The sequence below is a fragment of the Flavobacterium daejeonense DSM 17708 genome, from assembly GCF_000425425.1.
Lineage (GTDB): Bacteria > Bacteroidota > Bacteroidia > Flavobacteriales > Flavobacteriaceae > Flavobacterium > Flavobacterium daejeonense.
Genome location: NZ_AUDK01000024.1, coordinates 45,128 through 68,446, shown reverse-complemented (window position 1 = coordinate 68,446; position 23,319 = coordinate 45,128). Strand labels below are relative to the sequence as shown.

Here is a 23,319-nt window from a genome sequence, read left to right as displayed (position 1 = left end):
TTCCGTGTTATGCAGTATAAATGGGAATGATGTTAGCCTGAAGAATGTTATAAAACAATAAATAAGCAAAGTAAGTCTGAGAAATTGATTCAGAATTAAGAAAAATAAAAGTATAATTTTTAAGCAGTAGTAAGCTCAGATTTAGTACTGTTTTTGTTTTTATAGGTTCATTTTAATTAAATTTTGAAGCCGAAAAGACTAAGTGTAAAGAATTTGTTGGATAATTTTTTGTTTGCTATGGCTCCTGCATTATTTTTAAGAAAAATTTTAAAATAAGTATTTTTTATTTAGTTTTTAAAATTAACACAATCTAAATAGTCAAAGATTGGTTCAACTCCTATTAGTAGCTATTTTCAAATAAGAAAGCTTGGTTTTTACGTATTTATTTTAGAAAATTTTTGCTTTTAAGACCTAAATTGTTCTAATACTTCTAAAATTTTGTCGAAATTTGTTATAAAATTGTATTTTTAATTGTTAGGTCGAAACCACAATTTACTGCTTTTAGCAGTTTGTATAACTTTTTCTTAAAATGTACTATGGCTAACCAATATGTAATAAGGAACTGTTTTCAAAAGGAAAATATGTACTTTTGATTCAATATAATATAAAGATAAGGATATTGGAAAGCAATCATCAGGCAAAATCACTTAATGAACTTTACGGATATTTAGGCTTACCGACAAAAGGGATACAAACATCCGAAGGTTTCACCATACACAACCTAAAGGATACGGGGTTTAACCTTCCTTATGAATCGCCTTCTTTTCGTCCGGATTATTTTTCTTTTCTTTTTGTAAAAGATGGTACCGGAAAATATACTATAGATGATCATAGCTTTGAGGTAGAACAGGGAACTATTTATTTTACAAATCCGAGTAATTTTAGGACTTTTAGCTGGAAAGCTATTAATGATGTTTATCTGATTACCTTCGATGAAGCTTTTTTGAAAAAATATGTCGGACGTACTATTTTTGAAGATTTTCCATTTCTTTTGACCGAAACCATCAGTCCCCAGAAAATGAATCAGGGATTTTATAAGCAGGTTGATAAGTTGTTTGCAGAAATTAAAGAGGAGTTTTTGAGTGATAGTGATGATAAATGCAAAATCATAGGACATTTGCTAGGGGTGCTTTTATTTCGGATCAAAGCTTATTTTTGGAAAGATTATAATCCTATTTATGAAGGAAACAGGAGTTCGCATATTGTGAAAGTTTTTAAACGGATGCTGGAAACACATTATAGAGATTTGAATACCGGTAAAACAGAAACGGTTTTTAAGGTTCAGGATTATGCCAATGCCCAAAATCTCAATCCTAATTATCTGAGTAATGTGATAAAAAGTAAAACAGGAAAACCCATTACCACCTGGATTACCGAGAAAACCATTACCGAAGCCAGGTTGCTTTTGGAAAAATCAGCCTTAAGTATAAAAGAAATAAGTTATCGCCTGGGTTTTTCGGAAACAGCACATTTTAGCAATTACTTTAAAAAACATACCGCTCAAAGTCCGGCAGAATATCGAAAACAACATTAATTTTTAGCCAAATTTTCGCTTCTGTAAGATTTGCAACTAATGCAGTAATAGCCGCAACACCGGAAGGAGGTTCTTTTTCTACCTTTGTATTATAAATAAAATATAAACAGAGTAAGATGAAAAATTTATCAGAAAAAGTAATCCTTGTTACAGGAGCTTCCAAAGGTATCGGAGCAGCAATAGCGAAACGATTGGCAGAAGCCGGAGCTAAAGTCATTGTGAATTACGCAGGAAGCAAAGCCGCTGCTGAAGATGTGGTAAACAACATAAAAGAAAACGGTGGCGAAGCTATCGCTGTGCAGGCCGATGTAAGCAAAGCAGATCAGGTTAAGGACTTATTTGATCAGTCAATTCAGGAATTTGGAAGAATTGATGTATTGGTTAACAATGCCGGTATTATGATTACCAAACCACTAAAAGATACGACAGATGAAGATTTTACACGTCAATTTGATATTAATGTAAGAGGTGTTTTTAATACGCTTCGCGAAGCAAGTGCTAAATTGGCCGATAATGGTAGTATCATCAATTTTTCAACTACAGTAAACCGATTGATGTTACCTACTTATGGTACTTATGTGGCTACCAAATCGGCTGTGGAACAACTTACCCGTGTATTCTCTAAAGAAGTAGGAAGAGGCATCAATGTGAATTCGGTTTCTCCGGGGCCTACAAATACAGAACTTTTTGTAAACGGAAAACCACAACAGGTGATTGATCATTTAGCGTCTTTAAACCCTTTTGGAAGAATTGGTGAACCATCAGATATTGCCGAAATCGTGGTATTCCTTGCCAGTGATCAGGCTAAATGGGTAAATGCGCAAAACATAGGTGTAAACGGTGGTATGGCTTAATTCTTAGATTGAAAAATTAGTACAAAACTAACAGGAATTGGGTACAGCCACATTCTAATTTGTTAGCAGAAGTTTTTTAAAACGAAAAATACAGCTAATATAACAAACAGTAAAATGAATACATTAAGAAATAAAACGGCTGTAATAACCGGGTCGGCAAGAGGTTTGGGGAAAGCCATTGCAGAACGCTATGCGGCATTGGGAGCTAATATTGTAGTTAACTATTCAAGAGATAAGGTGTCTGCCGAAGAAGTGGTTTCCAACATCAAGGCTATGGGAACAAAGGTTATTGCCGTCAAAGCTGATGTGAGCAAGGTAGCCGATATTGAGCATTTATTTGCAGAAGCCAAGGCAGTTTTTGGAAAAATTGATATTGTGGTAGCTAATGCAGGTATCGAAATGGTAGAAACTCCGGTAACGGAATTTACCGAAAAACAATTCGATCGTTTGTTTTCGGTGAATACAAAAGGGGCTTATTTTACGATGCAACAGGCCTCAAAACTGGTGGAAGACCACGGAAGAATTATTTACATTGCCTCCAGTACTACGGCATTTCCTGTTCCTGGAATGGCTGTGTATGGAGGAAGTAAAACCACACCACGCTATATGGTAGATGTACTTTCTAAAGAAATTGGACATCGTGGTGTTACGGTCAATAGTATTATTCCATTTGCGGTAGATCATTCCGGAATTTTTGTAGATCATGAAGCTTATCCGGAGCTACGTAAATCGTTAATTGATAGCTGCCCGATGGGTCGATTGGCCGAAGTAGAAGATGTGGCGAATATAGCCGAGTTTTTTGCCAGCGATTTGTCTTCGTTTGTAAATGGGCAACATTTGTTGGTCAACGGTGGAGCTAATCAATAAAAAGCGGATATTTTCTTAATCATCATAAAATGATAAGGAGCACATTCAATAAGATGAATTTATTATTGCTCTTCTGCCTATTTAGTGCATGTGGGCAGATAGGGAATCACTCACATCCAAAAATACAAGCAATGGAAACAGGAAAATTAACAAACGAAATTGTAAAATCTGCTTTTGAAGCATGGCAGAAAGGAGATGCAGCACTTTGGCTGTCGCATTTCACGAAGGATGCTAAACTTTATGATGATGGTCATTCACGCAATTTTCAAAAATTCGCAACGGAAGCTATCGGACACGAAAGGTTTACGTCTATCGATAAAGTAGAAAACAACGGACGTTCCATTTACGGAAAGTTTCACAGCGATACCTGGGGCGATTTTAAGACCTATTTCAAATTTTCTATAAATGAAGACGGAAAAGTCTATCAATTGGAAATCGGTCAGGCAAATTATTAAAATGAACAGACGGTTTACAAGTTGACAGAAAAAATGGAGCTTTCGGCAGATTAGGTTGCCGGAGCAATATGTACTATATAAAAAGGGGTGGGTAATATTGTACAATATTACCCACCCCTTTTTTATGTGATTTGTTTTTTGGGGTGATGGGTTTTGAAAATCAGGTATTTAATGATTTGTTAAAAGGAATAGGGCTTGTCAAAAGGTTCGGATGCTTTTAAATTGATTATTATAGTACCCGTAGTGCATTATTGAATTAAATTAATTTTTAGATTATTAATTTTTCTATTGAATACGAATTTATTCAAATTTGGGTCTAATTGAATATTTACCTCGTTAAACAAATCAAATTAAATAGTTTGAGAAAGATAACCTCTGCCACCATGTTTCACACAATATGATAATTGTGATCTTATATCTTTCAGAAAATGAATATCATGAACCAAGACAGCTGTTAAATCAAAAAAATGAAAAACTCCTTTAATAGAACAAACAACGTGCAATTTATATCCGTAATAATGTAAATTTTGAGAAGTACAAAATCCTTTATATGGTTGTGTATAATCTTCTTCTTTACATATTTTATTTCTTGAACAACGGGCTGTTTTATAAATTTCTAAAGACATACTGTCAATCATAAAATAATTTTCAAATTCGTTAAATTTTGAACCGTCTTCATTCTGATTTCTTCAATGAAAGGAAATAATTGTCGTTTTCTTCTATTGTAAACACTGCGTTTGATTTTTGAAGCAAAATCAAAATCTTGTATTTGACTAAAAACCTGATTTTTAGAATTATATGTTTAAATTCAGCTAATACAGTGAAGCTAATTAATTCAATATTAGAAACTTAAGTTTTGTAGGTTTAAAATTGAAATTTTTAGTTTTGTTATTTTTTTTAATTCTGCAAAAATTAATTCGTAATGTAGTCCTAACAGTAATAAATTAAATAAGGAGCATTTAAAAAAAATGCTCCTTATTTTTTGAGTATAGAAAAAATTAGCTTTACTTTGCATTAGTATAGAATAGTATAGTTTGTTGTTTTAATTTTTTTATTATGTTAAAGAAAAATCTTTTAGTTGTCTTTGTTATAAGTTGTATGCCGATTTCTCTAATAGCTCAAAAAAACATTAAAATGACTTTTGGTAATAATGGAATGATATTGTATGATTTAAAACAAAAGACAATTTCTGTAATCCAATCCGGAAAGACGATTATTTCTGAGGCAAAAGCTTTGGTGGTTGTAAGTAGGAAAACGATTTCATTTAATGATTATTCAGAAGCAGTTTTATCAAAAGAAACATTAAATGATGAATTAGGAAAAGGAACAAAATACATTTTGACTTATACTAGTAAAAATAATCCGACGCTAATTCAGAATTTCTACACTTATAATAATCATTCTTATTTTATAACTCAAGTTGAAATTTTAGGTAACAAACAGCAGGTAGAAACCAATTATATTGCTCCATTATATTTAGGAAAAATTACTTTCGATAAAGTAGAAAACCTACAGACTGTTTATGTCCCTTATGATAATGACGCTTGGGCGAGTTATAATTCTAAAAAATTAGATACTATTTCAAGTAATATAAGCGCAGAAGTTGGAATAGTTTTCAATAATACCTCTAGGAATGGTTTTATCGTTGGTTCTTTGGAACATACTGTTTGGAAAAGTGCTGTAAAATCAATTCATGAAAATAATGAACCTTTATTCTCGGCTTGGGCAGGTTTTTTTGAAAAAGAAATCACGCGAGACAGCATTGCGCATGGTTTGGTGAAAGGTAATAAAGTTTCGTCGCCAAAATTCTTTGTTGGTTATTATTCAGATTGGAGAAATGGAATGGAAGAATATGCTAAAACCAATCGCATTGTAGAAAAACCATATGTTTTTGAATGGGACAAACCGACTCCGGTAGGATGGAACAGTTGGGGAGTTTTGATGGAGAAAATTAATTTTGAGAATACTACTAAAGTTGCTGATTTTTTTGCCAATCAAATTCCGCAGTTTCGAGTAGGCAATACCGCTTATATTGATCTTGATTCATTTTGGGATAATATGGTAAAAGGCGGTTTTACGGGAGATTTCAGTAAACTAAAAGAATTCGCAGATTACTGTAAAAATAAAGGTTTAGAACCGGGAGCCTATTGGGCACCTTTTACAGATTGGGGCTGGAAAGACGGACCAAATCGTAAAGCCGAAGGAAGTAATTATACTTTTGGTGAAATGTGGACAAAAATCGAAAATATGTATTTTGATTTTGATGGCGCACGGGCAATTGATCCAACACATCCTGGCACCTTGAAACGTGTTGATTATGTAATTAATAAACTCAAAGCGTGCGGCTTCAAAATGATTAAGATCGATTTTCTGGGACATGCAGCGGCTGAATCTTCTTCTTTTTACGATAAAAATGTCACAACAGGAATGCAGGCTTACAAAGTGGGAATGGAACATTTAGTAAATGCACTCGACGGACAAATGCTTATTTACGCTGCAATTTCTCCCAATATGGCAACTTCTCGTTATGCACATGTGCGACGTATTGCATGCGATGCCTGGAAAACTATCGAACAGACTCAATATACTTTGAATAGTGTGAATTACGGTTGGTGGCAGACTTATACTTACGATTATATTGATGCAGACCATGTTGTTTTTGCTGATGTTTCAGAAGGAGAAAACCGTGCAAGATTAATTTCGGCAATAATCACGGGAACCTTAATTACGGGAGACGATTACGGTAAGGACGGAATTTGGAGTAAACGTGCAAAAGAATGGCTTCAGAATAAAGAACTGCTTAAAATTGTAGCTCACGGTGTGGCTTTTCGTCCGGTAGAAGGAAATACAGGAAAACATACAACTGAGGTTTTTCAGCAGAAAATTGGAAACGATTGGTATATCGCTGTTTTCAATTATGGAAATGAAGCAAAAACTTACGCATTACCATTAGAAAGATTAGATATCCAAAAAGGGAATTATCAGATAGAAGATCTTTTTACTTCTCAAAAGAGCAAAATAAAAGAGAATACTTTAAATGTAAATCTTGGTTTAAAAGATGCTTATTTGTATAAAATTATAAAACAATAATAGATTCAGAATGAAAAAAAATCTTTTAAATAATGTCCTATTTGCGGTGATATGGCTGGTTTCGACGACAGCAAATGCAGCAGTAACACTGCCTTCTTTTTTTACTGACAATATGGTTTTGCAGCAAAAAAGTGCTGTTCCGTTTTGGGGAGAAAGCAATCAGAAATCAATAACTGTTATAGGTTCGTGGGATAAAAAAACATATAAAGCGACTGTTGTAAATGGAAAGTGGAATGTAGTTTTAAAAACACCTGTTTACGGCGGACCTTACACTGTTACAATAAATGACGGCGAAATAAAAACACTGAAAAACATTCTAATTGGCGAAGTATGGTTATGTTCCGGACAAAGCAATATGGAAATGCCGCTTGAAGGCTGGGGGAAAATAGAGAATTATAAAGACGAAATTGCAAACGCTAATTATCCTGAAATTCGATTATTGCAGGCTGAACACGTAGAAAGTACTTTACCATTAAATACGCTAAAAGTACAGCACAATGGCTGGAATGTCTGCGATTCTAAAAACATAGCCGATTTTAGTGCAACAGCTTATTTTTTTGCCAGAAAAATTTATAAAGAAAAAAAAATTCCAATTGGACTGATTCATTCTTCTTGGGGAGGAACATTGATAGAAGCCTGGACAAGTCTTGGAGCGTTAAGCACGATTCATGATTTTGATACTCAGATTGAAGCGATGAAATCGGAATCAAGCAGAGAAACTCTAGAGAAAAAGTACAATGCCGATTTAGCCCTTTGGGAAAAACATCTTGCTAATCTAGATAAAGGATTTCAGGATGAAAAAGCAATCTGGGCTTCAGCAAATTTTGATGATGCAGCATGGAAAACTATGAAAGTTCCTTCTTTCTTTGACAGTAATGGATTAGGAAATTTTGACGGAATTGTCTGGTTCAGAAAAAAGTTTACCGTTTCAGATAACAGTAAAAATTTCAACCTAAGTTATTTTGCGGATGATGATGATGTAATTTGGGTAAATGGAAATTATATAGGCCAAACAAAAGAATACAATGTAGAACGCCATTATATTATTCCTTCAGAATATTTGAAAAAAGGAGAAAATGTTATTGCCGTCAGAGTGTATGACGGAGCAGGAAATGGAGGTATTTATGGAGAAGAGAATATAGCTTTAAAATCAGATAAAGAAGCTATTTCATTAGCTGGAGATTGGAAATATAATATAGGTGCAGACAGTAAAGATTTACCTGAACGACCTTATCTGGCTCAGGGGCAAAACAGGCCGAGTTCGATATATAATGCCATGATTGCGCCTTTGGCAGATTATAAAATAAAAGGAGTAATCTGGTATCAGGGAGAAAGTAATGCAGAAAGAGCCTATCAATATCAAAAGTTATTTCCGCTGCTTATAAACGACTGGCGAACTCATTTTAAAGACAAAAACCTTCCGTTTTTCTTTGTACAGTTAGCCAATTATAAACAGCAAAAAACAGAACCTGGAGATTCAGATTGGGCAGAATTAAGAGAAGCACAATTCCTGACTTTAAAACTGCCAAATACTGGAATGGCCGTTACAACGGATATTGGAAACGGAGAAGACATTCACCCAAAAAATAAACAAGATGTTGGTGATCGTCTGGCAAATATAGCTTTGGCAAAAGTGTATAATACCAAAGATGAATATTCGGGGCCTCTTTATAAATCGTTTAAAATTGAAAACAATACGATTGTACTGGATTTTGATTTTAATACTAATATCAAAGCCAAAAATGGAGAACTGAAAGGATTTTCGATTGCAGGAGCTGACCAGAAATTTTATTGGGCAGAAGCCAAAATCGTAAACGAAAAAGTAGTCGTATATACGCAGAGTGTTCCAAACCCCGTTTCAGTTCGATACAATTGGGCTGATAATCCAAACGGAAATTTGACAAACATATCAGGTCTTCCTGCATCGTCATTTAGAACAGATGTTTGGAAAGGAATTACACAAGAAAAGAAATAAAAAAATAATATATAATAAAATGAAAAAACAAAGTATCAATTTAAGGCAGTCTTTTGCGATAGCATTTTTTATTCTAACGAGTTATTGCAGTTCAATAACAGCACAAGAAATCATTCCCGTAAAAACAAAATCCAATGCATTGGTTTTACGAGTAAATAAAGGAAAAGAATTAAGCACTATTTATTTGGGAGAAAAACTGGCAAACGATTCAGATTATGCTAAAATACAAGGTCAGTTTCGTCAAGGAACCGATTATTCAGGTATTTATAATGCGGCTTATACTGCTTCTGGGTCTAAAAATTTATTGGAACCTGCAATTACAGTAACGCATGCTGACGGAAATACTTCGTTAGATTTATTATATGTAAGTCACAAAACCAATACGATTAGCGCAGGAGTTTCTCAAACCGAAATCACTTTAAAAGATCCTGTATATCCTGTAGAAGTTCACCTATTTATTCAGGCTTATTTTGACACTGATGTTATTGAACAGTGGACAACGATTCAGCATAACGAAAAAGGAAGTATTACTTTAAACAAATATGCTTCGGCTAATTTGTATTTAAAGGGATATAATAGTTTCTGGCTAAATCAATATCACGGTGATTGGGCAAAAGAAATGCAGCCCGAAGAGACTAAAATTACTCACGGAATTAAAACTTTAGATACTAAATTAGGATCACGTACCAATTTATTTCTGCCTTCTGTATTTATGATTTCTTTGGATAAACCAGCTACTGAAGACGAAGGAAAAGTTTTGTTTGCAGGTTTGGAATGGTCAGGAAACTTTAGAACTGATTTAGAATTAGATCCGCTGAATAATCTTCGCATAATTTCAGGAATAAATAACGCCGCTGCTGCTTATAAACTAGCTAAAAATGAAGTTTTTACGACCCCTAAATTTTGGTACACTTTATCATCTAAAGGAAAAGGAAACGCAAGCCGTAACCTTCACGATTGGTCTAGAAATTATAAAATCTTAGACGGAAAAGGAGATCGTTTAACATTATTAAACAACTGGGAAGCAACGTATTTTAGTTTTGATGAAGAAAAATTAAAAGTTTTAATTGCTGACAGTAAAAAACTTGGGGTTGATATGTTCTTGCTAGATGACGGATGGTTTGGAAATACGTATCCGCGTAATAATGACGATGCAGCTCTAGGAGATTGGGACGTTAACAAAAAGAAATTGCCAAACGGAATTGGAACTTTGGTAAAAACTGCTAAAGACAATCAGGTAAAATTCGGAATTTGGATCGAGCCAGAAATGGTGAGTCCAGCAAGTGATTTATATAAAAAACATCCAGAATGGGTTGTAAAACAGCAAGGAAGATCAGAACATTATTTCCGTAATCAATTGGTTTTAGATTTAGCTAATCCAAAAGTTCAAGATTTTGTTTACGGAGTTGTAGATAATCTTTTTACAGAAAATCCAGAATTGGCTTATATTAAATGGGATTGTAATGCGGTAATTTACAATGCCTATTCAAATTATTTAAAAGACAAACAAAACAACTTTTATACTGATTATGTAAACGGACTTTATAAAGTTTTGGAGCGTATTCGCGTCAAATATCCAACAGTGCCAATGATGCTTTGTTCTGGTGGTGGAGGAAGAGTAGATTACGGAGCTTTGAAATATTTTACAGAATTCTGGCCAAGTGACAATACAGATCCTTTAGAGCGTGTTTACATGCAGTATGAGTACTCTTATTTTTATCCTGCTCTTACCATAGCGGCACACGTAACAGATTGGGGAAAACAGTCTATAAAATACCGCACAGATGTTGCCATGATGGGAAGATTAGGTTTTGATATTGTGGTAAAAGAATTAAACGAAAAAGATCTTGCCTTTACACAGCAAGCTATTAAAAACTATAATGTTTTGAGCAATACAATTTGGCAAGGAGACCAATATCGTCTACAAAATCCGTGGGGTAATGATGCCGCTTCTGTAATGTTTGTCAATAAAAATGGAAACGAAGGAGTAGTATTTACTTATTCTGTTAATTCAAGATATGAAGCGGGCACTCATCTTCCAATAAAATTAAAAGGATTGCAAGCAGGGCAAAATTATAAAGTAGAAGAAATCAATGTATATCCAGACAAAAAACCGGTTGTAGAAACTGCTGTTTATTCTGGAGATTTCTTAATGCAGGTTGGAATTAACCCAAATGTTACTGCATCTAACAGCAGCGTTGTTTTAAAAATTACTAAAGCCTAAGCTAAATTTCAAACATTAGTATATATTTGTAATACTATATTTTCTATTTAAGTACATATTAAAACTTTTTATGAAGAAAATTATTCAACAGATTAAAAATCTTGAATCTATTAATTCTTTATCTAAACATGAGCAATTGGTTCAGGGAATAATTAATGCCATTGATGAAAAGATAGTTGTAAAAGGCGATTTGCTTCCGTCTGTTAATACTTTTATAAGTGAGCTGGGTTTTGCTAGAGAAACAATCGCAAAGGCTTATAAAGAACTTGTTCACAGAGGAATAATTGAGTCCAAAAATAGATTAGGTTACTTTGTTGCTACTGAAGACGTAAAACAGGAATTGAAAGTTGCCTTGTTAATCTTTGCATTTGATATATTTCAGGAAACGTTTTATGAAAATTTTAGAAAGGGTCTTGGTAAAAATGTGCAATTGGATATTTTCTTTCATCACAATAATTTTGAAACATTCGAAAATATCATTCACAGTTTAAAAGGAAAATATGGAATGTTTGTTATTGCTCCAATTCCTAATAAAAAAACACCAACTGTTTTAAAACAGCTTCCAACAAATAGAGTTTTATTAGTAGATCGTTTTATTGAAACAGATGAAGATTATAATTATGTTGCACAAGAGTTTGGAGATTCGTCTTACAAAGCTTTTGTGCAGCTTAAAGATAAAATTAAAAAATATGACGAATTAGTTTTCTTCTTTAAACCATCTTCCGCCGAACCAAATGAAATATTAAATTCTTTTAAGAGATTCATGAAAGATTATGAAATTAAAGGCGTAATAAAAGAAGAATATATTGCTGGATCACTTGAAAAAGGCAAAGTTTATTTTACAATTCATAACTTAGAATTATGGGAAATGCTTAAGGATTCTAAAGTTCATGGGCTTAAAATTGGCAAAGATATTGGGTTTATTTCTCACAATGATGACATTGTTAAAGAAATCATTTTTGATGGTGTTACAACGTTTTCTGCTGATTTTGCTGAAATGGGTAGAAAAGCTGCCAATTTTGTGTTGAAGCGAAAAAAGATTCAGGAGATTATACCAACAATACTGATTGATAGAAATTCGCTTTGATTTATGAGTTTTATGTCTATAGTTAGTTTTGTGTTAACTACTTGTTTAATTGCTTTAATTTCAGGAATAAATGCTCGTAAAAAGAAGGTAAAAACAACAAATGAATTGTTTTTTGCTAACCGTAGTAATAACTTCATTATTGTAGGAGGAGCTTTGTTGCTAAGTAATATTAGTGCAAATCAGTTTATAGGTGAAAATGAGTCTATATATATTAACAACATGAGTGTTATGGCTTGGGGGGTAAGTTCTGTGCTAGCAATGTTGCTAGTTGCAGAATTTTTTTTACCTGTTTATTTTCGTACTGGAGCCATGACGATACCAGATTATTTAGGAAAACGATACGATAATTCTACAAAAAAAATGGTGTCAATTGTAGTTTTATGTAGTTATCTAATAAATTTACTACCTGCAGTTTTATATGGTGGAGCAGTTGCTCTTACTGGAATGCTAAATTTTTTGCAGCCTTTAGATTTAAGTTATTGGCAAAATATTTGGATCATGGTTTGGGGAATTGGTTTTATAGGGTGTGCATATTCGGTTTTGGGAGGTTTAAGGGCTATATCAATAAGTGATACAGTTTTAAGTATAGGGTTATTAACGGTAGGTATTGCTTTTCCTTATTTTGGATTTAGATTTCTTGGGGATGGTGATTGGTTAAAAGGTGCACATATTTTACTTTCTAATCATAAGGAACATCTAAATTCTATTGGGGGGGCTTTTGATGAAGTTCCTTTTAGTACAATTTTTACAGGTATGTTTATTATGAATTTGTATTATTGGGGAATGGAACAATTCATTGTTCAACAAGCTCTTTCTGCAAAAAGTTTATCTCATAGTCAAAAAGGTATGGGTTTAGCTTGTTTAGGTAAGCTTTTGTGTCCTTTTTTGATTAATTTTCCCGGAATTTTAGGAGTACATCTGTATTCTAAACTAGATAAAACAGCTGAGGTTTTTCCTCTGGTTGTAAAAGATACATTACCAAGTGTTTTGATAGGATTAACTGCTGCTGTAGTTCTTGGAGCTGCAATTAGTACTTTTAATGCTGGTTTAAATAGTAGCAGTACCCTTTTTGTTCTTAATATTTATAAACCGTGGAAGGAGAAAAAAAACGAAGTAGTTACAGAAAAGCATTTAGTGTTTACGGGACGTAAATTTGAAATAATTGTATCTTTCTTGGCTATGCTTTCAGCTCCATTTATAATGTTTAGTAAAGTTGGTTTTTATACCTATTTACAGCAACTTGCAGGGATGTTTTGCTTGCCTATTTTTACCATTATTATAATTGGTGTTTTATTTAAACGAGTACCTCCACAAGCGGCAAAGATTGGAATTATATTTTTTATTTTTAGTTTTATTATTTTCAATTACATTTTAAGTGTTAAAATTCATTATCTGCATATGTTAGCTTTATTGTTTGTTACAACATCTGTAAGTATGTTTTTTGTAGCAAAATTTTACCCAAATTACAGTTATACCGAAGTACAACTTGAATCGGTTAAATTATCTCCTTGGAAAAATCGCTATTGGTTTTTTGCATTTTTAATAATAGCAATGGTTGGAGTTTTCGTTTTTTTTTCAAAGTGGGGTATAGCTTAGTTTTTTAGTTCTGCTTTTTCTTTTTCTACTTCATTTTTATCGTATTAGTAAAATGTATTTCAACATGATTTTTATTGTAAAATACTGATAATCATTTTTTTTACTTGTAATGTGTTGTCCGTTTTTTACCTGAAATTATTTAGTGTTTAGGATAATCTTAACGTTTTGTTTGGTTATAACAAAAATATCAGTATGTTTGTGTGTGGTATAGTGTAGTATAGTATATGTTGGTTTGTTTTTTGATTCAAATAATTAATAATAAAATAAAAGCTAGCTTAATAGCTATTTTTATTAACTAAAAGTTATTTATATGAGAGTTGCAATAACATACATATAATTTAATAGTTATTATGTTTTGAAAATAAAATCTGATGCAGAAATTGGAAAAGATAGTATCAGGATGTTTACTTCAAATCATTCAGATACAGATTAGGTATAAGCAGTTATGTCTGGTACCATTTTTAATTCCGATGTCGTAAGTAGATTAGAAAAAATCTAGTTTCGGCGATAAAATTTTAAACTTAAATTAAGGAAGGTTTTCAAAACCTTGTAGGTCTAACGAGATTTAGTAACAGCACATCAATTAAGTTCATCATAGAGTAAAATCATTTTAATCTGTGAAAAAAAATAAACCATGAAGATGATAAAGTATAAAGTATTGCTTTTTATATTAATACCTATTTTAGGTTATTCTCAAAAGAGTCCGCTTGAGTTGTGGTATAACAAATCAGCTTCTCAATGGGAAGAAACATTGCCATTAGGAAACGGTCGCTTGGGAATTATGCCCGATGGAGGTGTGACAACCGAAAAATTGGTTTTAAATGATATTACACTTTGGAGTGGATCTCCGCAGGATGCCAATAATTACAAAGCATTTTCTTTTCTCCCTCAGATAAGAGAATTGTTGTTGGATAATAAAAACAGTGATGCCGAGAAATTAATTAATGAAAATTTTGTATGTACAGGTCCAGGTTCTGGGAGTGGTGATGGAGCTAATGTCCAGTTTGGCTGTTATCAGGTTTTAGGTGATATGACACTGAAATTTGATTATAAAACAAAATCTCAACCAATAAATTACAGTAGAAATCTTAACATTCAGACTGCCCTTGCTTCAACTCAATTTACAATTGACGGTGTAACATATAAACGTGAATATTTTGCTGGTTTTGGCGATGATGCTCTTTTTGTAAAATTGACTTCAAGCAAAAAAGGGAAATTGAATTTTACAGTTCAGTTAGACCGTCCAGAATATTTTAAAACTGAAAACGGGAAGGACAATTCTCTTGTAATGACAGGACAATTGAACAACGGAATTGATGGAAAAGGAATGAAATATAAAGCTAAAGTAAAAGCCAAAACTACAGACGGAAGTGTTTTGTATGCCAATAATACAATTGAGATAAAAAATGCAACGGAAGTAATCTTATATATTTCAGCAGGAACTGATTTTAAAGATAAAAATTTTGAATCTTCGATAGATAAAATTCTGGATGTGACAATGTTAAAAAAATATGAAGATCAGAAGAAAATACACATTCAAAATTATCAAAAACTGTTCAACCGTGTGGTGTTGAATTTTGGAAAACCAGTTCAAAAAACACTACCGACAAACGAGCGTTTGGATGCCTTTTTAAAAGAACCCGATTCAGATACGGAACTTCCGGTTTTGTTTTACCAATACGGACGTTATTTAAGTATCAGCAGTACGAGAGTCGGATTGCTTCCTCCGAATTTACAGGGATTGTGGGCACATCAGGTACAAACTCCGTGGAATGGCGATTATCATCTTGATGTAAATGTTCAGATGAATCATTGGGCCTTAGAAACAGGAAATTTATCGGAGTTGAATCTTCCTTTAAAAGATTTGGTAAAAGGCATGATTCCTTACGGAGAAAAAACAGCCAAAGCCTATTACAATGCTGATGGATGGGTGGCACACGTAATCACGAATGTCTGGGGATTTACAGAACCTGGAGAAAGCGCATCATGGGGAATTGCAAAAGCAGGATCTGGTTGGCTGTGTAACAATTTATGGAATCATTATTTATATACCAAAGACCAAAACTATCTGGCAGAAATTTACCCAATAATTAAAGGAGCAGCTAAGTTTTACAATAGCATGCTGGTAAAAGATCCGGAAACGGGATGGTTAGTAACTTCACCATCAGTATCGCCGGAAAATTCATTTTTGCTTCCTAATGGTCAGGATGCGCATGTTTGCATGGGGCCGACAATCGACAATCAAATTGTACGTGAATTGTTTAATGGTGTAATAGTAGCCTCTCAAAAACTAGGAATTGATTCTGATTTGCGAAATGATTTTGAAAAAAGGCTGCAATTATTACCGCCATCAGGAGTTATTGGCACTGACGGAAGAATTCAGGAATGGCTAAAACCGTATAAAGAACCAGACCCGCAGCACCGTCACATTTCTCATTTATACGGATTGTATCCAGCCTCTTTAATAACTCCCGAAAGTACGCCTGATTTAGCAGAAGCGGCAAAGAAAACTTTAGAAGTTAGAGGAGATGATGGCCCAAGCTGGTCAATTGCTTATAAAATGCTTTTCTGGTCCCGATTAAAAGACGGAAACAGAGCTTATAAATTACTAAAAGCCATTTTGAGACCAACATTGGCGACTAACATCAATTATGGAGCCGGTGGAGGAGTATATCCAAATCTGCTTTCTGCCGGTCCCCCTTTTCAAATTGACGGAAATTTTGGAGCAACTGCAGCAATTGGAGAAATGCTGATACAAAGCCATGCAGGATTTATCGAATTATTGCCTGCAATGCCAGACGCTTGGTTAAAAGAAGGAGAAGTAAAAGGATTAAAAGCTGAAGGTAATTTTACTATAAACATGAAATGGAAAAATGGTAAAATAATCCAATATGAAATATTATCACCATCACCTGAGAAAGTAAAAATTAAAATAAACGGAAAAGTTAAAAATGTTTATTCTAAAAGTATTCAATAATCAAAATTTTAAAATTAATTTTTCTGATTTAGGACTAAAAGATCTTTACGAAATAAGAGATTTATAGAAACATAAAGTAGTACGAAAAGGAAAAAAATGGAATGAAAATGTGCAAAGTCATGAAACAAAATTTTTTGATTAAAAAGAAAAATCTAAATATACATTATCGTTTATAAGTTTGTCCGATGAATTAAGGCTCTGGTTTCTAAAACCGGAGCCTTTTCAAATATCAAAAGAAGATAAGTTAAAATAATGTTCATTAATGAGTTATTTATTTTTATTACTGACTAGTTTTTATATTTTTTACGATACTCCCGTGGTGAAATTTCCATTTCTTTACTGAATGATTTTGAAAAATGATAAGGGTCATAATATCCCAGATAGTAAGCAATTTCATTTATTTTCATATTGCTGAATTGCAATAATGAACAGGATTTCTGAATTTTTAATTTATTTAAATATTCAATAGGTGTAAAAGAGGTTTTCTCTAAAAATAAATTTCGAAAATAAGAATCTGAATAACCTACATGTTTAGCTATCTGGGTTAGTGTTAATTTATTAGTTAGATTATCTCTCATATATATTATACTCATAGGAACTGTGTCTAAATCAGACATGTTTTCTGATTTTGATCGTATAAATTGATCCGTATATTTTATACTGGATAAAAAATGTTTAAGGCAAATACTTGAATATTCTAAATTATCAGCATAAAACCCCATTTCTAAGTTTTGATAAATTTCTTCAAATAGTTCAAGTCTATTGGCAATTCTTACGTCATTTAAACTTATAATTTTTTCCATCTCAGGTGAATAAATGTCTGATTTAGTTCCTCTAAAATGTATCCAATAGATGCTCCAAGGATCATTGGTGTCAGATTCATAAGAATGAGGTTTGTTTGCAGGAATAATTAAGATTTGATTTTCTGTTAGTTTGAATTGTCTTTCATCTATTGTTACCGTTCCAATTCCTTTTTCACAATAAATCAAAATATTTTCAAGAGCACCTTTAGAACGTTTTCGAAAATGATTTTTTGCATTAGGATAATATCCGATATGGGTTACATATAATGATTTCGTCAATTCGTTATTTGTTTGAAAATTACGGATACTATAAGGTAATACAATTGCTCTTTCATCTTTAAAACCATCAGCTATATGTTCCATCTTTAAATTTAGTAAATAAGTTAAAAAATACAGGTTTTAGTCATTTTTGCTAACAATTTATATTGTTTTGTTTTTAATTTTTTGATTTAAAAATATGTTATTATAGATTATTTAGTTCCAAAAATAGTTAATTGTATTTAATTTTATTGAAAAAAAACATATTGAAAAAAAATATAAGTAATTATTTAGATAGTGAGATTTTATGTAATAATAAGTGTTTGTGTGTTTATAAATAGTTGTTTTGTACATCTTTTTGTTTGTTTTTTGCATTTTTTAACTACTGCTATACTTCTAAATTTGTCTTCATAATATAAGTTTCAAAATTATGAGTGAAAATAAATCCTATTTGCTTTTTATTGCTTTAGTTTCTGCCCTGGGAGGTTTCTTGTTTGGTTATGACTGGGTTGTTATAGGTGGGGCAAAACCATTTTATGAAGTATATTTTAATATAGTTAATTCGCCTTCTATGCAGGGTTGGGTGATGGGAAGTGCTATTTTAGGATGTTTGTTAGGGGTAATGGTATCGGGTACTTTGTCTGATCGATATGGTAGAAAACCTTTAATGATTGTTGCAGCCATTTTGTTTACTGCTTCAGCAATAGGAACAGGAGCGGCAAATTCAATTGAAATGTTTATTGTTTGGAGAGTGGTTGGAGGTATTGGTATTGGCATAGCATCTAATCTTTCACCGATGTATATAGCTGAAATAGCACCAAGTGCCACCCGTGGTAAATATGTTTCCATTAACCAACTTACTATTGTAATCGGTATTTTGGCAGCCCAAATTACCAATCTGCTGGTTGCAGAACCTATTGATTCTGGAAATATTCTGTTGAATTCCTGGAATGTACAATCAGGCTGGAGAGTAATGTTTTGGGCTGAAGCAGTCCCTTCCGTGGCATTTTTTCTTTTAATATTAATCATTCCTGAAAGTCCAAGATGGTTAGCCAGTCAGTATAGATTTGAAAAAGCGATTACTATTTTTTCTAAAATAGGAGGTCAGGAATTCGCCTTGGATCAGGTTAACGAGTTAAAGAAAACTCTAGGGGCTGTTAAAGAGACTGTAGGTTTTAAAATGTTGCTTGAAGGTAAAATGCCTAAGATTCTTCTATTGGGAATATTCATTGCTGTTTTTCAGCAATGGTGTGGTATCAATGTGATTTTTAATTACGCTCAGGAAATATTCTCAGCGGCAGGATATGGGGTGTCAGATATTTTATTCAATATCGTGATTACAGGTTTGACTAATTTAATTTTTACGTATGTAGGGATGTTATTGGTTGATAGATTAGGAAGGAGAGTTTTAATGCTTTTTGGATCTATTGGACTTGCCGGTATTTATATACTTTTAGGTTTATGTTATTTCTATTCAATAACTGGTCCGGTAGTTTTAATTCTTGTAATTGCAGCAATTGCTTGTTATGCTATGACATTAGCTCCTGTGACTTGGGTAGTCCTATCTGAAATTTTTCCTGTAAAAATCAGAGCTATGGCCATGGGAGTAGCGACTTTTTCACTTTGGGCAGCCTGTTTTGTATTGACTTATTCTTTTCCAATTTTAAATAAAAGTTTAGGTGCCAATGGAACTTTTTGGCTTTATGGCTTTGTATGCTTTATAGGATATCTTTTTTTAAGAATATATCTAACAGAAACTAAAGGAAAATCCTTAGAACAAATAGAAACAGAATTAACAAAATAATTAATTGAAGAAATGAATGAAGATGGAAAAATTAATTTCAGTTCAACCAGATACAATTGAAGAAGGTAAATTGAGTTCAACTTCTCAAATGCCAAATACAGAAATGGCAGATGAACCTATTACGGCTTACCTGATTCAATCTACGGTAAATGAAGATGGTGTAGTTCGCGCATGGGAAGAAGATATTATGCTGCCAACTTATGAAATTGGTGAAGAAGAAAAGAATCCAATATTTCTTGAAAAACGAGTTTATCAGGGAAGTTCCGGATCAGTATATCCTTATCCGGTAGTTGAAAAAATATCCGATATAAAACGAGACAAATTGTATCACGCCTTATTTATCGAAAATAAATATATCAAAATAATGATTCTGCCAGAATTAGGAGGTCGTATTCACATGGCTTATGATAAGGTAAAACAACGTCATTTTGTGTATTACAATCAGGTAATTAAGCCTGCATTAGTAGGACTTACAGGTCCTTGGATTTCAGGAGGAATTGAGTTCAACTGGCCACAGCATCACCGTCCGAGTACTTTTTTACCAACTGATTTTAGTATCGAAGAAAATGCTGATGGTAGTAAAACGGTTTGGTGTAATGAAGTAGAAAGAATGTTCAGAACTAAAGGAATGCAGGGATTTACGTTGCATCCTGATAAAGCATTCATAGAAATTAAAGTTAAAATTTACAATAGAACGGCTTTTCCGCAAACATTTCTTTGGTGGGCTAATCCGGCTGTAGTGGTAAACGATGAATACAAGTCAGTTTTTCCGCCGGATGTGAATTTTGTGTTCGACCATGGAAAACGTGATGTTTCTAATTTCCCAGTTGCAACCGGTGAATATTACAAACAGGATTATTCTGCAGGTGTAGATATTTCAAAATATAAGAACATTCCTGTACCTACTTCCTATATGGCGGTGCATTCTAAATACAATTTTGTTGGTGGTTATGAAGATGGAGTTCAGGCTGGTTTGTTGCACGTAGCTAATCATCATGTTTCTCCGGGTAAAAAACAATGGACTTGGGGTAATGGAGATTTTGGACTGGCCTGGGATCGAAATTTAACGGATAAAGACGGTCCTTATATTGAATTGATGACAGGGGTTTTTACAGATAATCAACCTGATTTTTCTTGGCTACAAGCTTATGAGGAAAAATCATGGGTGCAGTATTTTATGCCTTATGCCGAAGTAGGTTATGTTAAAAATGCTTCAAAAGATGCCATAATCAACATTGAAGTAGATGGTGACAAAGCGGATTTAATTTTATATACAACCAGTCTTTTTGAAAATTTAAAATTAGAATTAAAAGATATAGACGGGACTCTTTTGCACCAGGAAATTATTACTATTTCTCCACATAATCCGTATAAAAAGAATGTAGTTATTGGAAATGTTGCCTCTGAGAATTTAATTTTCTCCATTTATACTGCAGAGGGGAAAGTTCTTGTTTCCTATCAGGAGGAAAAACCGGAGATTAAACCAGCACCGAATCCTGCAAAAGCAGCTCTTGATCCTAAAGAAATAGCTTCCATCGAGCAATTGTTTTTAACAGGTTTACATTTGGAGCAATACCGTCATGCAACCTATAATCCATTGGATTATTATGAAGAAGCTTTAAGTAGAGATCCTAAAGATGTTCGTTGTAATAATGCAGTTGGTTTGTTAATGTTAAGACGAGGACAGTTTAAAAAAGCAGAAGCTTGTTTTAGAACTGCTGTTGAAGTTTTGACCGAACGCAGTCCAAATCCTTATGATGGAGAACCGTATTATAATTTAGGGATTTGTTTGAAAATTCAAGGGAAATTAGAAGAGGCTTATACCGCGCTTTTTAAATCTATCTGGAATGCAGCCTGGCAGGATGCCGCATTTTTCGCCTTGGCGCAAATAGACTGTATAAAAGGCGAGTGGAATGAAGCATTAGAACGTATTGATTCTTGTTTAATTCGTAATTGGCATAATCATAAAGCACGCCAGTTAAAAGCATCAATTTTAAGAAAATTAGGAAGAGCAGAAGAGGCGCTGGCTCTTGTTAATGAATCAATCAAAATTGATCATTTTAATATGGGTTGTCGTTTTGAAAAGTATTTGTTGACGAATAGCAAAGCCGAATTGGGTAAAATGAATCAAATTATGCGTAAATGGTCGCATGCTTATATCGAATATGCATTGGATTTTGCCGGAGCAGGATTGTATGAAGAAGCTATTCAGTTTTTAAAAGAATGTACTCTGGATGTTACTGCGGTTTATCCAATGGTTTTCTATACAATTGGTTATTTTGAATCTATGAAAGGAAACAAAAAAGAAGCAATTGAATGGTATAAAAAAGCTTCAGCATTATCTCCTGAAAAATGTTTCCCAAATAGAATTGAAGAAGTCAATATCCTGCAAGATGCTATTGTATTGAATCCTGAAGATGATAAAGCGTCATTTTATTTAGGTAATTTTTGGTACGCGTTTCGTCAGTATGATAATGCAATTGATTGTTGGGAAAGTTCAGTAAAAATTGACAATCAATTTCCAACGGTTTTAAGAAACCTGGCTCTTGCTTATTATAATAAATTGGATAATAAAGTGCGTGCACAGGAAGTATTAGAACAGGCATTTCAATTGGATACAACTGATTCCCGAATTTTTATGGAATTAGATCAATTGTATAAAAAAACGGGGAAATCTCCAGAGGAAAGATTAAGCTTTTTTGAACTATATTCTGATCTTGTAGAACAAAGAGATGATTTATGTATTGAACGTATTGGTTTGTATTGTCAGATTGGACAGTATGAAATCGCTAAAAACCTTATCGCTTCGCGAAAATTCCATCCTTGGGAAGGTGGAGAAGGAAAAGTAACCGGTTTATATACATTGTGCAGAGTAGAATTGGCTAAAATCGCCATTACAGAAAAACGTTTTGCAGATGCTATTCAATTACTGAAAGAAACAGAAGTGTTTCCTCATAATTTAGGTGAAGGAAAATTAAAAAATGCCGAAGAAAACGAAGTGTTTTATTATAAAGGTTTGGCATATAGAGGGCTGGGTGATGAAGAAAATGCCAAAGCTAATTTTATGGTTGCAACACTTGGATCTCCGGAACCGGTACAAGCTTTTTTCTATAATGATCAACAGCCTGATAAGATATTTTATCAAGGATTGGCATGGCGTGAATTAGGTGATGAAGATAAAGCCCGTAGTCGTTTTAACAAGTTAGTGGCTCACGGTGAAAAGTATTTGTTTGAAAAAAGCCGTATTGATTATTTCGCTGTTTCTCTTCCGGATTTAGCTATTTGGGAAGATGATTTAGACATTCGTAACCAGGTGCATTGTAATTATGTGATGGCTTTGGGGCACAGTGGTTTAGGAAATGAGGAAGTTTCAGAACGTTTTTATCAGAAAGTAAAAGATCTGGATGTAAATAAATATACTTTTAGAAAATAAAATAGCAATTCATGAGTGTATTGTTTTTCAGAAATATGAATTTTAAAATAATAATTTTTGTTGAGGATTTTATGTATTACTTTATGTGTTTATTTTTTGTTTGAATACTAACGGGTGTTGCATATTATTTAATTTGAGTTAAAAATTTAACTTAAAGTTAAATTGTAAGAGTGTTTTTGATATAAGTTATTCAACTTGTATTTTTCTAATTAAATCAATTTTGTTTTAGTTCTTTTCTAATTTTTTTACCCATATTATTAAATTTTAGGATTTTTCTATTTCAATTAGGGGGTTAATTAGAAAGATGTCATTTTTTTTTTTTTTTTAATGTATATGATGATTATACACAAAAAATATTTTGT

At 33.0% G+C, this 23,319-nt stretch carries 13 protein-coding genes and 1 pseudogene; 12 read left to right on the top strand and 2 right to left on the bottom strand.

Annotated elements, in window-relative coordinates:
- The first annotated feature begins 619 nt into the window (after positions 1 to 619).
- From H599_RS0115330 to H599_RS0115315, 4 genes are all read left to right on the top strand, one after another.
- Positions 620 to 1,534 carry an AraC family transcriptional regulator gene (locus H599_RS0115330; RefSeq protein ID WP_245600532.1) on the top strand — a complete coding sequence of 305 codons (915 nt, stop codon included), beginning with the start codon at positions 620 to 622 and terminating at the stop codon, positions 1,532 to 1,534.
- Positions 1,535 to 1,650: 116 nt separating this feature from the next.
- Entirely contained in the window at positions 1,651 to 2,388 is a 738-nt protein-coding gene (locus H599_RS0115325) for an SDR family oxidoreductase (RefSeq protein WP_026714931.1), read from the top strand.
- 114 nt (positions 2,389 to 2,502) lie between these two features.
- A complete protein-coding gene (locus H599_RS0115320) occupies positions 2,503 to 3,255 on the top strand; it encodes an SDR family oxidoreductase (protein ID WP_026714930.1) in 753 nt (250 codons plus the stop codon).
- 131 nt (positions 3,256 to 3,386) lie between these two features.
- The gene (locus tag H599_RS0115315) at positions 3,387 to 3,710 is read left to right on the top strand and encodes a nuclear transport factor 2-like protein (protein ID WP_051590769.1); all 324 of its coding nucleotides are present in this window, start codon (positions 3,387 to 3,389) and stop codon (positions 3,708 to 3,710) included.
- Between the two features lie 353 nt (positions 3,711 to 4,063).
- Here the strand turns inward: H599_RS0115315 and H599_RS21480 are convergent.
- A pseudogene (locus H599_RS21480) lies at positions 4,064 to 4,647 on the bottom strand (transposase); the annotation flags it as partial.
- A 197-nt stretch (positions 4,648 to 4,844) separates the two neighbouring features.
- On the opposite strand from H599_RS21480, the gene H599_RS0115305 reads away from it, so the two are divergent.
- The 6 genes from H599_RS0115305 (at position 4,845) to H599_RS0115280 (ending at position 16,659) form a co-directional block, all read left to right on the top strand.
- Positions 4,845 to 6,800, top strand: a complete 1,956-nt coding sequence (locus tag H599_RS0115305) for an alpha-amylase family protein (protein ID WP_155960801.1) — start codon at positions 4,845 to 4,847, stop codon at positions 6,798 to 6,800.
- Positions 6,801 to 6,810: 10 nt separating this feature from the next.
- Positions 6,811 to 8,775 carry a sialate O-acetylesterase gene (locus tag H599_RS0115300; RefSeq protein WP_026714926.1) on the top strand — a complete coding sequence of 655 codons (1,965 nt, stop codon included), beginning with the start codon at positions 6,811 to 6,813 and terminating at the stop codon, positions 8,773 to 8,775.
- 19 nt (positions 8,776 to 8,794) lie between these two features.
- A complete protein-coding gene (locus H599_RS0115295) occupies positions 8,795 to 10,999 on the top strand; it encodes an alpha-galactosidase (protein ID WP_026714925.1) in 2,205 nt (734 codons plus the stop codon).
- A 70-nt stretch (positions 11,000 to 11,069) separates the two neighbouring features.
- On the top strand, positions 11,070 to 12,086 hold the full coding sequence (locus H599_RS0115290; protein WP_026714924.1) for a GntR family transcriptional regulator: 1,017 nt from the start codon (positions 11,070 to 11,072) through the stop codon (positions 12,084 to 12,086).
- Between the two features lie 12 nt (positions 12,087 to 12,098).
- Entirely contained in the window at positions 12,099 to 13,682 is a 1,584-nt protein-coding gene (locus H599_RS0115285) for a solute:sodium symporter family transporter (protein ID WP_245600531.1), read from the top strand.
- Positions 13,683 to 14,322: 640 nt separating this feature from the next.
- Complete coding sequence (locus H599_RS0115280; protein WP_026714922.1) at positions 14,323 to 16,659, top strand: glycoside hydrolase family 95 protein; 2,337 nt, start codon at positions 14,323 to 14,325, stop codon at positions 16,657 to 16,659.
- Between the two features lie 287 nt (positions 16,660 to 16,946).
- On the opposite strand, the gene H599_RS0115275 is transcribed toward H599_RS0115280, so the two are convergent.
- Positions 16,947 to 17,825 (bottom strand): AraC family transcriptional regulator, encoded by an 879-nt coding sequence (locus H599_RS0115275; RefSeq protein WP_026714921.1) that lies wholly within the window; start codon positions 17,823 to 17,825, stop codon positions 16,947 to 16,949.
- Positions 17,826 to 18,150: 325 nt separating this feature from the next.
- Here H599_RS0115275 and H599_RS0115270 point away from each other — a divergent pair, with 325 nt between their 5' ends.
- Together H599_RS0115270 and H599_RS0115265 are read left to right on the top strand one after the other, a co-directional pair.
- Positions 18,151 to 19,524, top strand: a complete 1,374-nt coding sequence (locus tag H599_RS0115270) for a sugar porter family MFS transporter (protein WP_026714920.1) — start codon at positions 18,151 to 18,153, stop codon at positions 19,522 to 19,524.
- A 22-nt stretch (positions 19,525 to 19,546) separates the two neighbouring features.
- The gene (locus H599_RS0115265) at positions 19,547 to 22,957 is read left to right on the top strand and encodes a tetratricopeptide repeat protein (protein ID WP_211253758.1); all 3,411 of its coding nucleotides are present in this window, start codon (positions 19,547 to 19,549) and stop codon (positions 22,955 to 22,957) included.
- Positions 22,958 to 23,319: the final 362 nt, after the last annotated feature.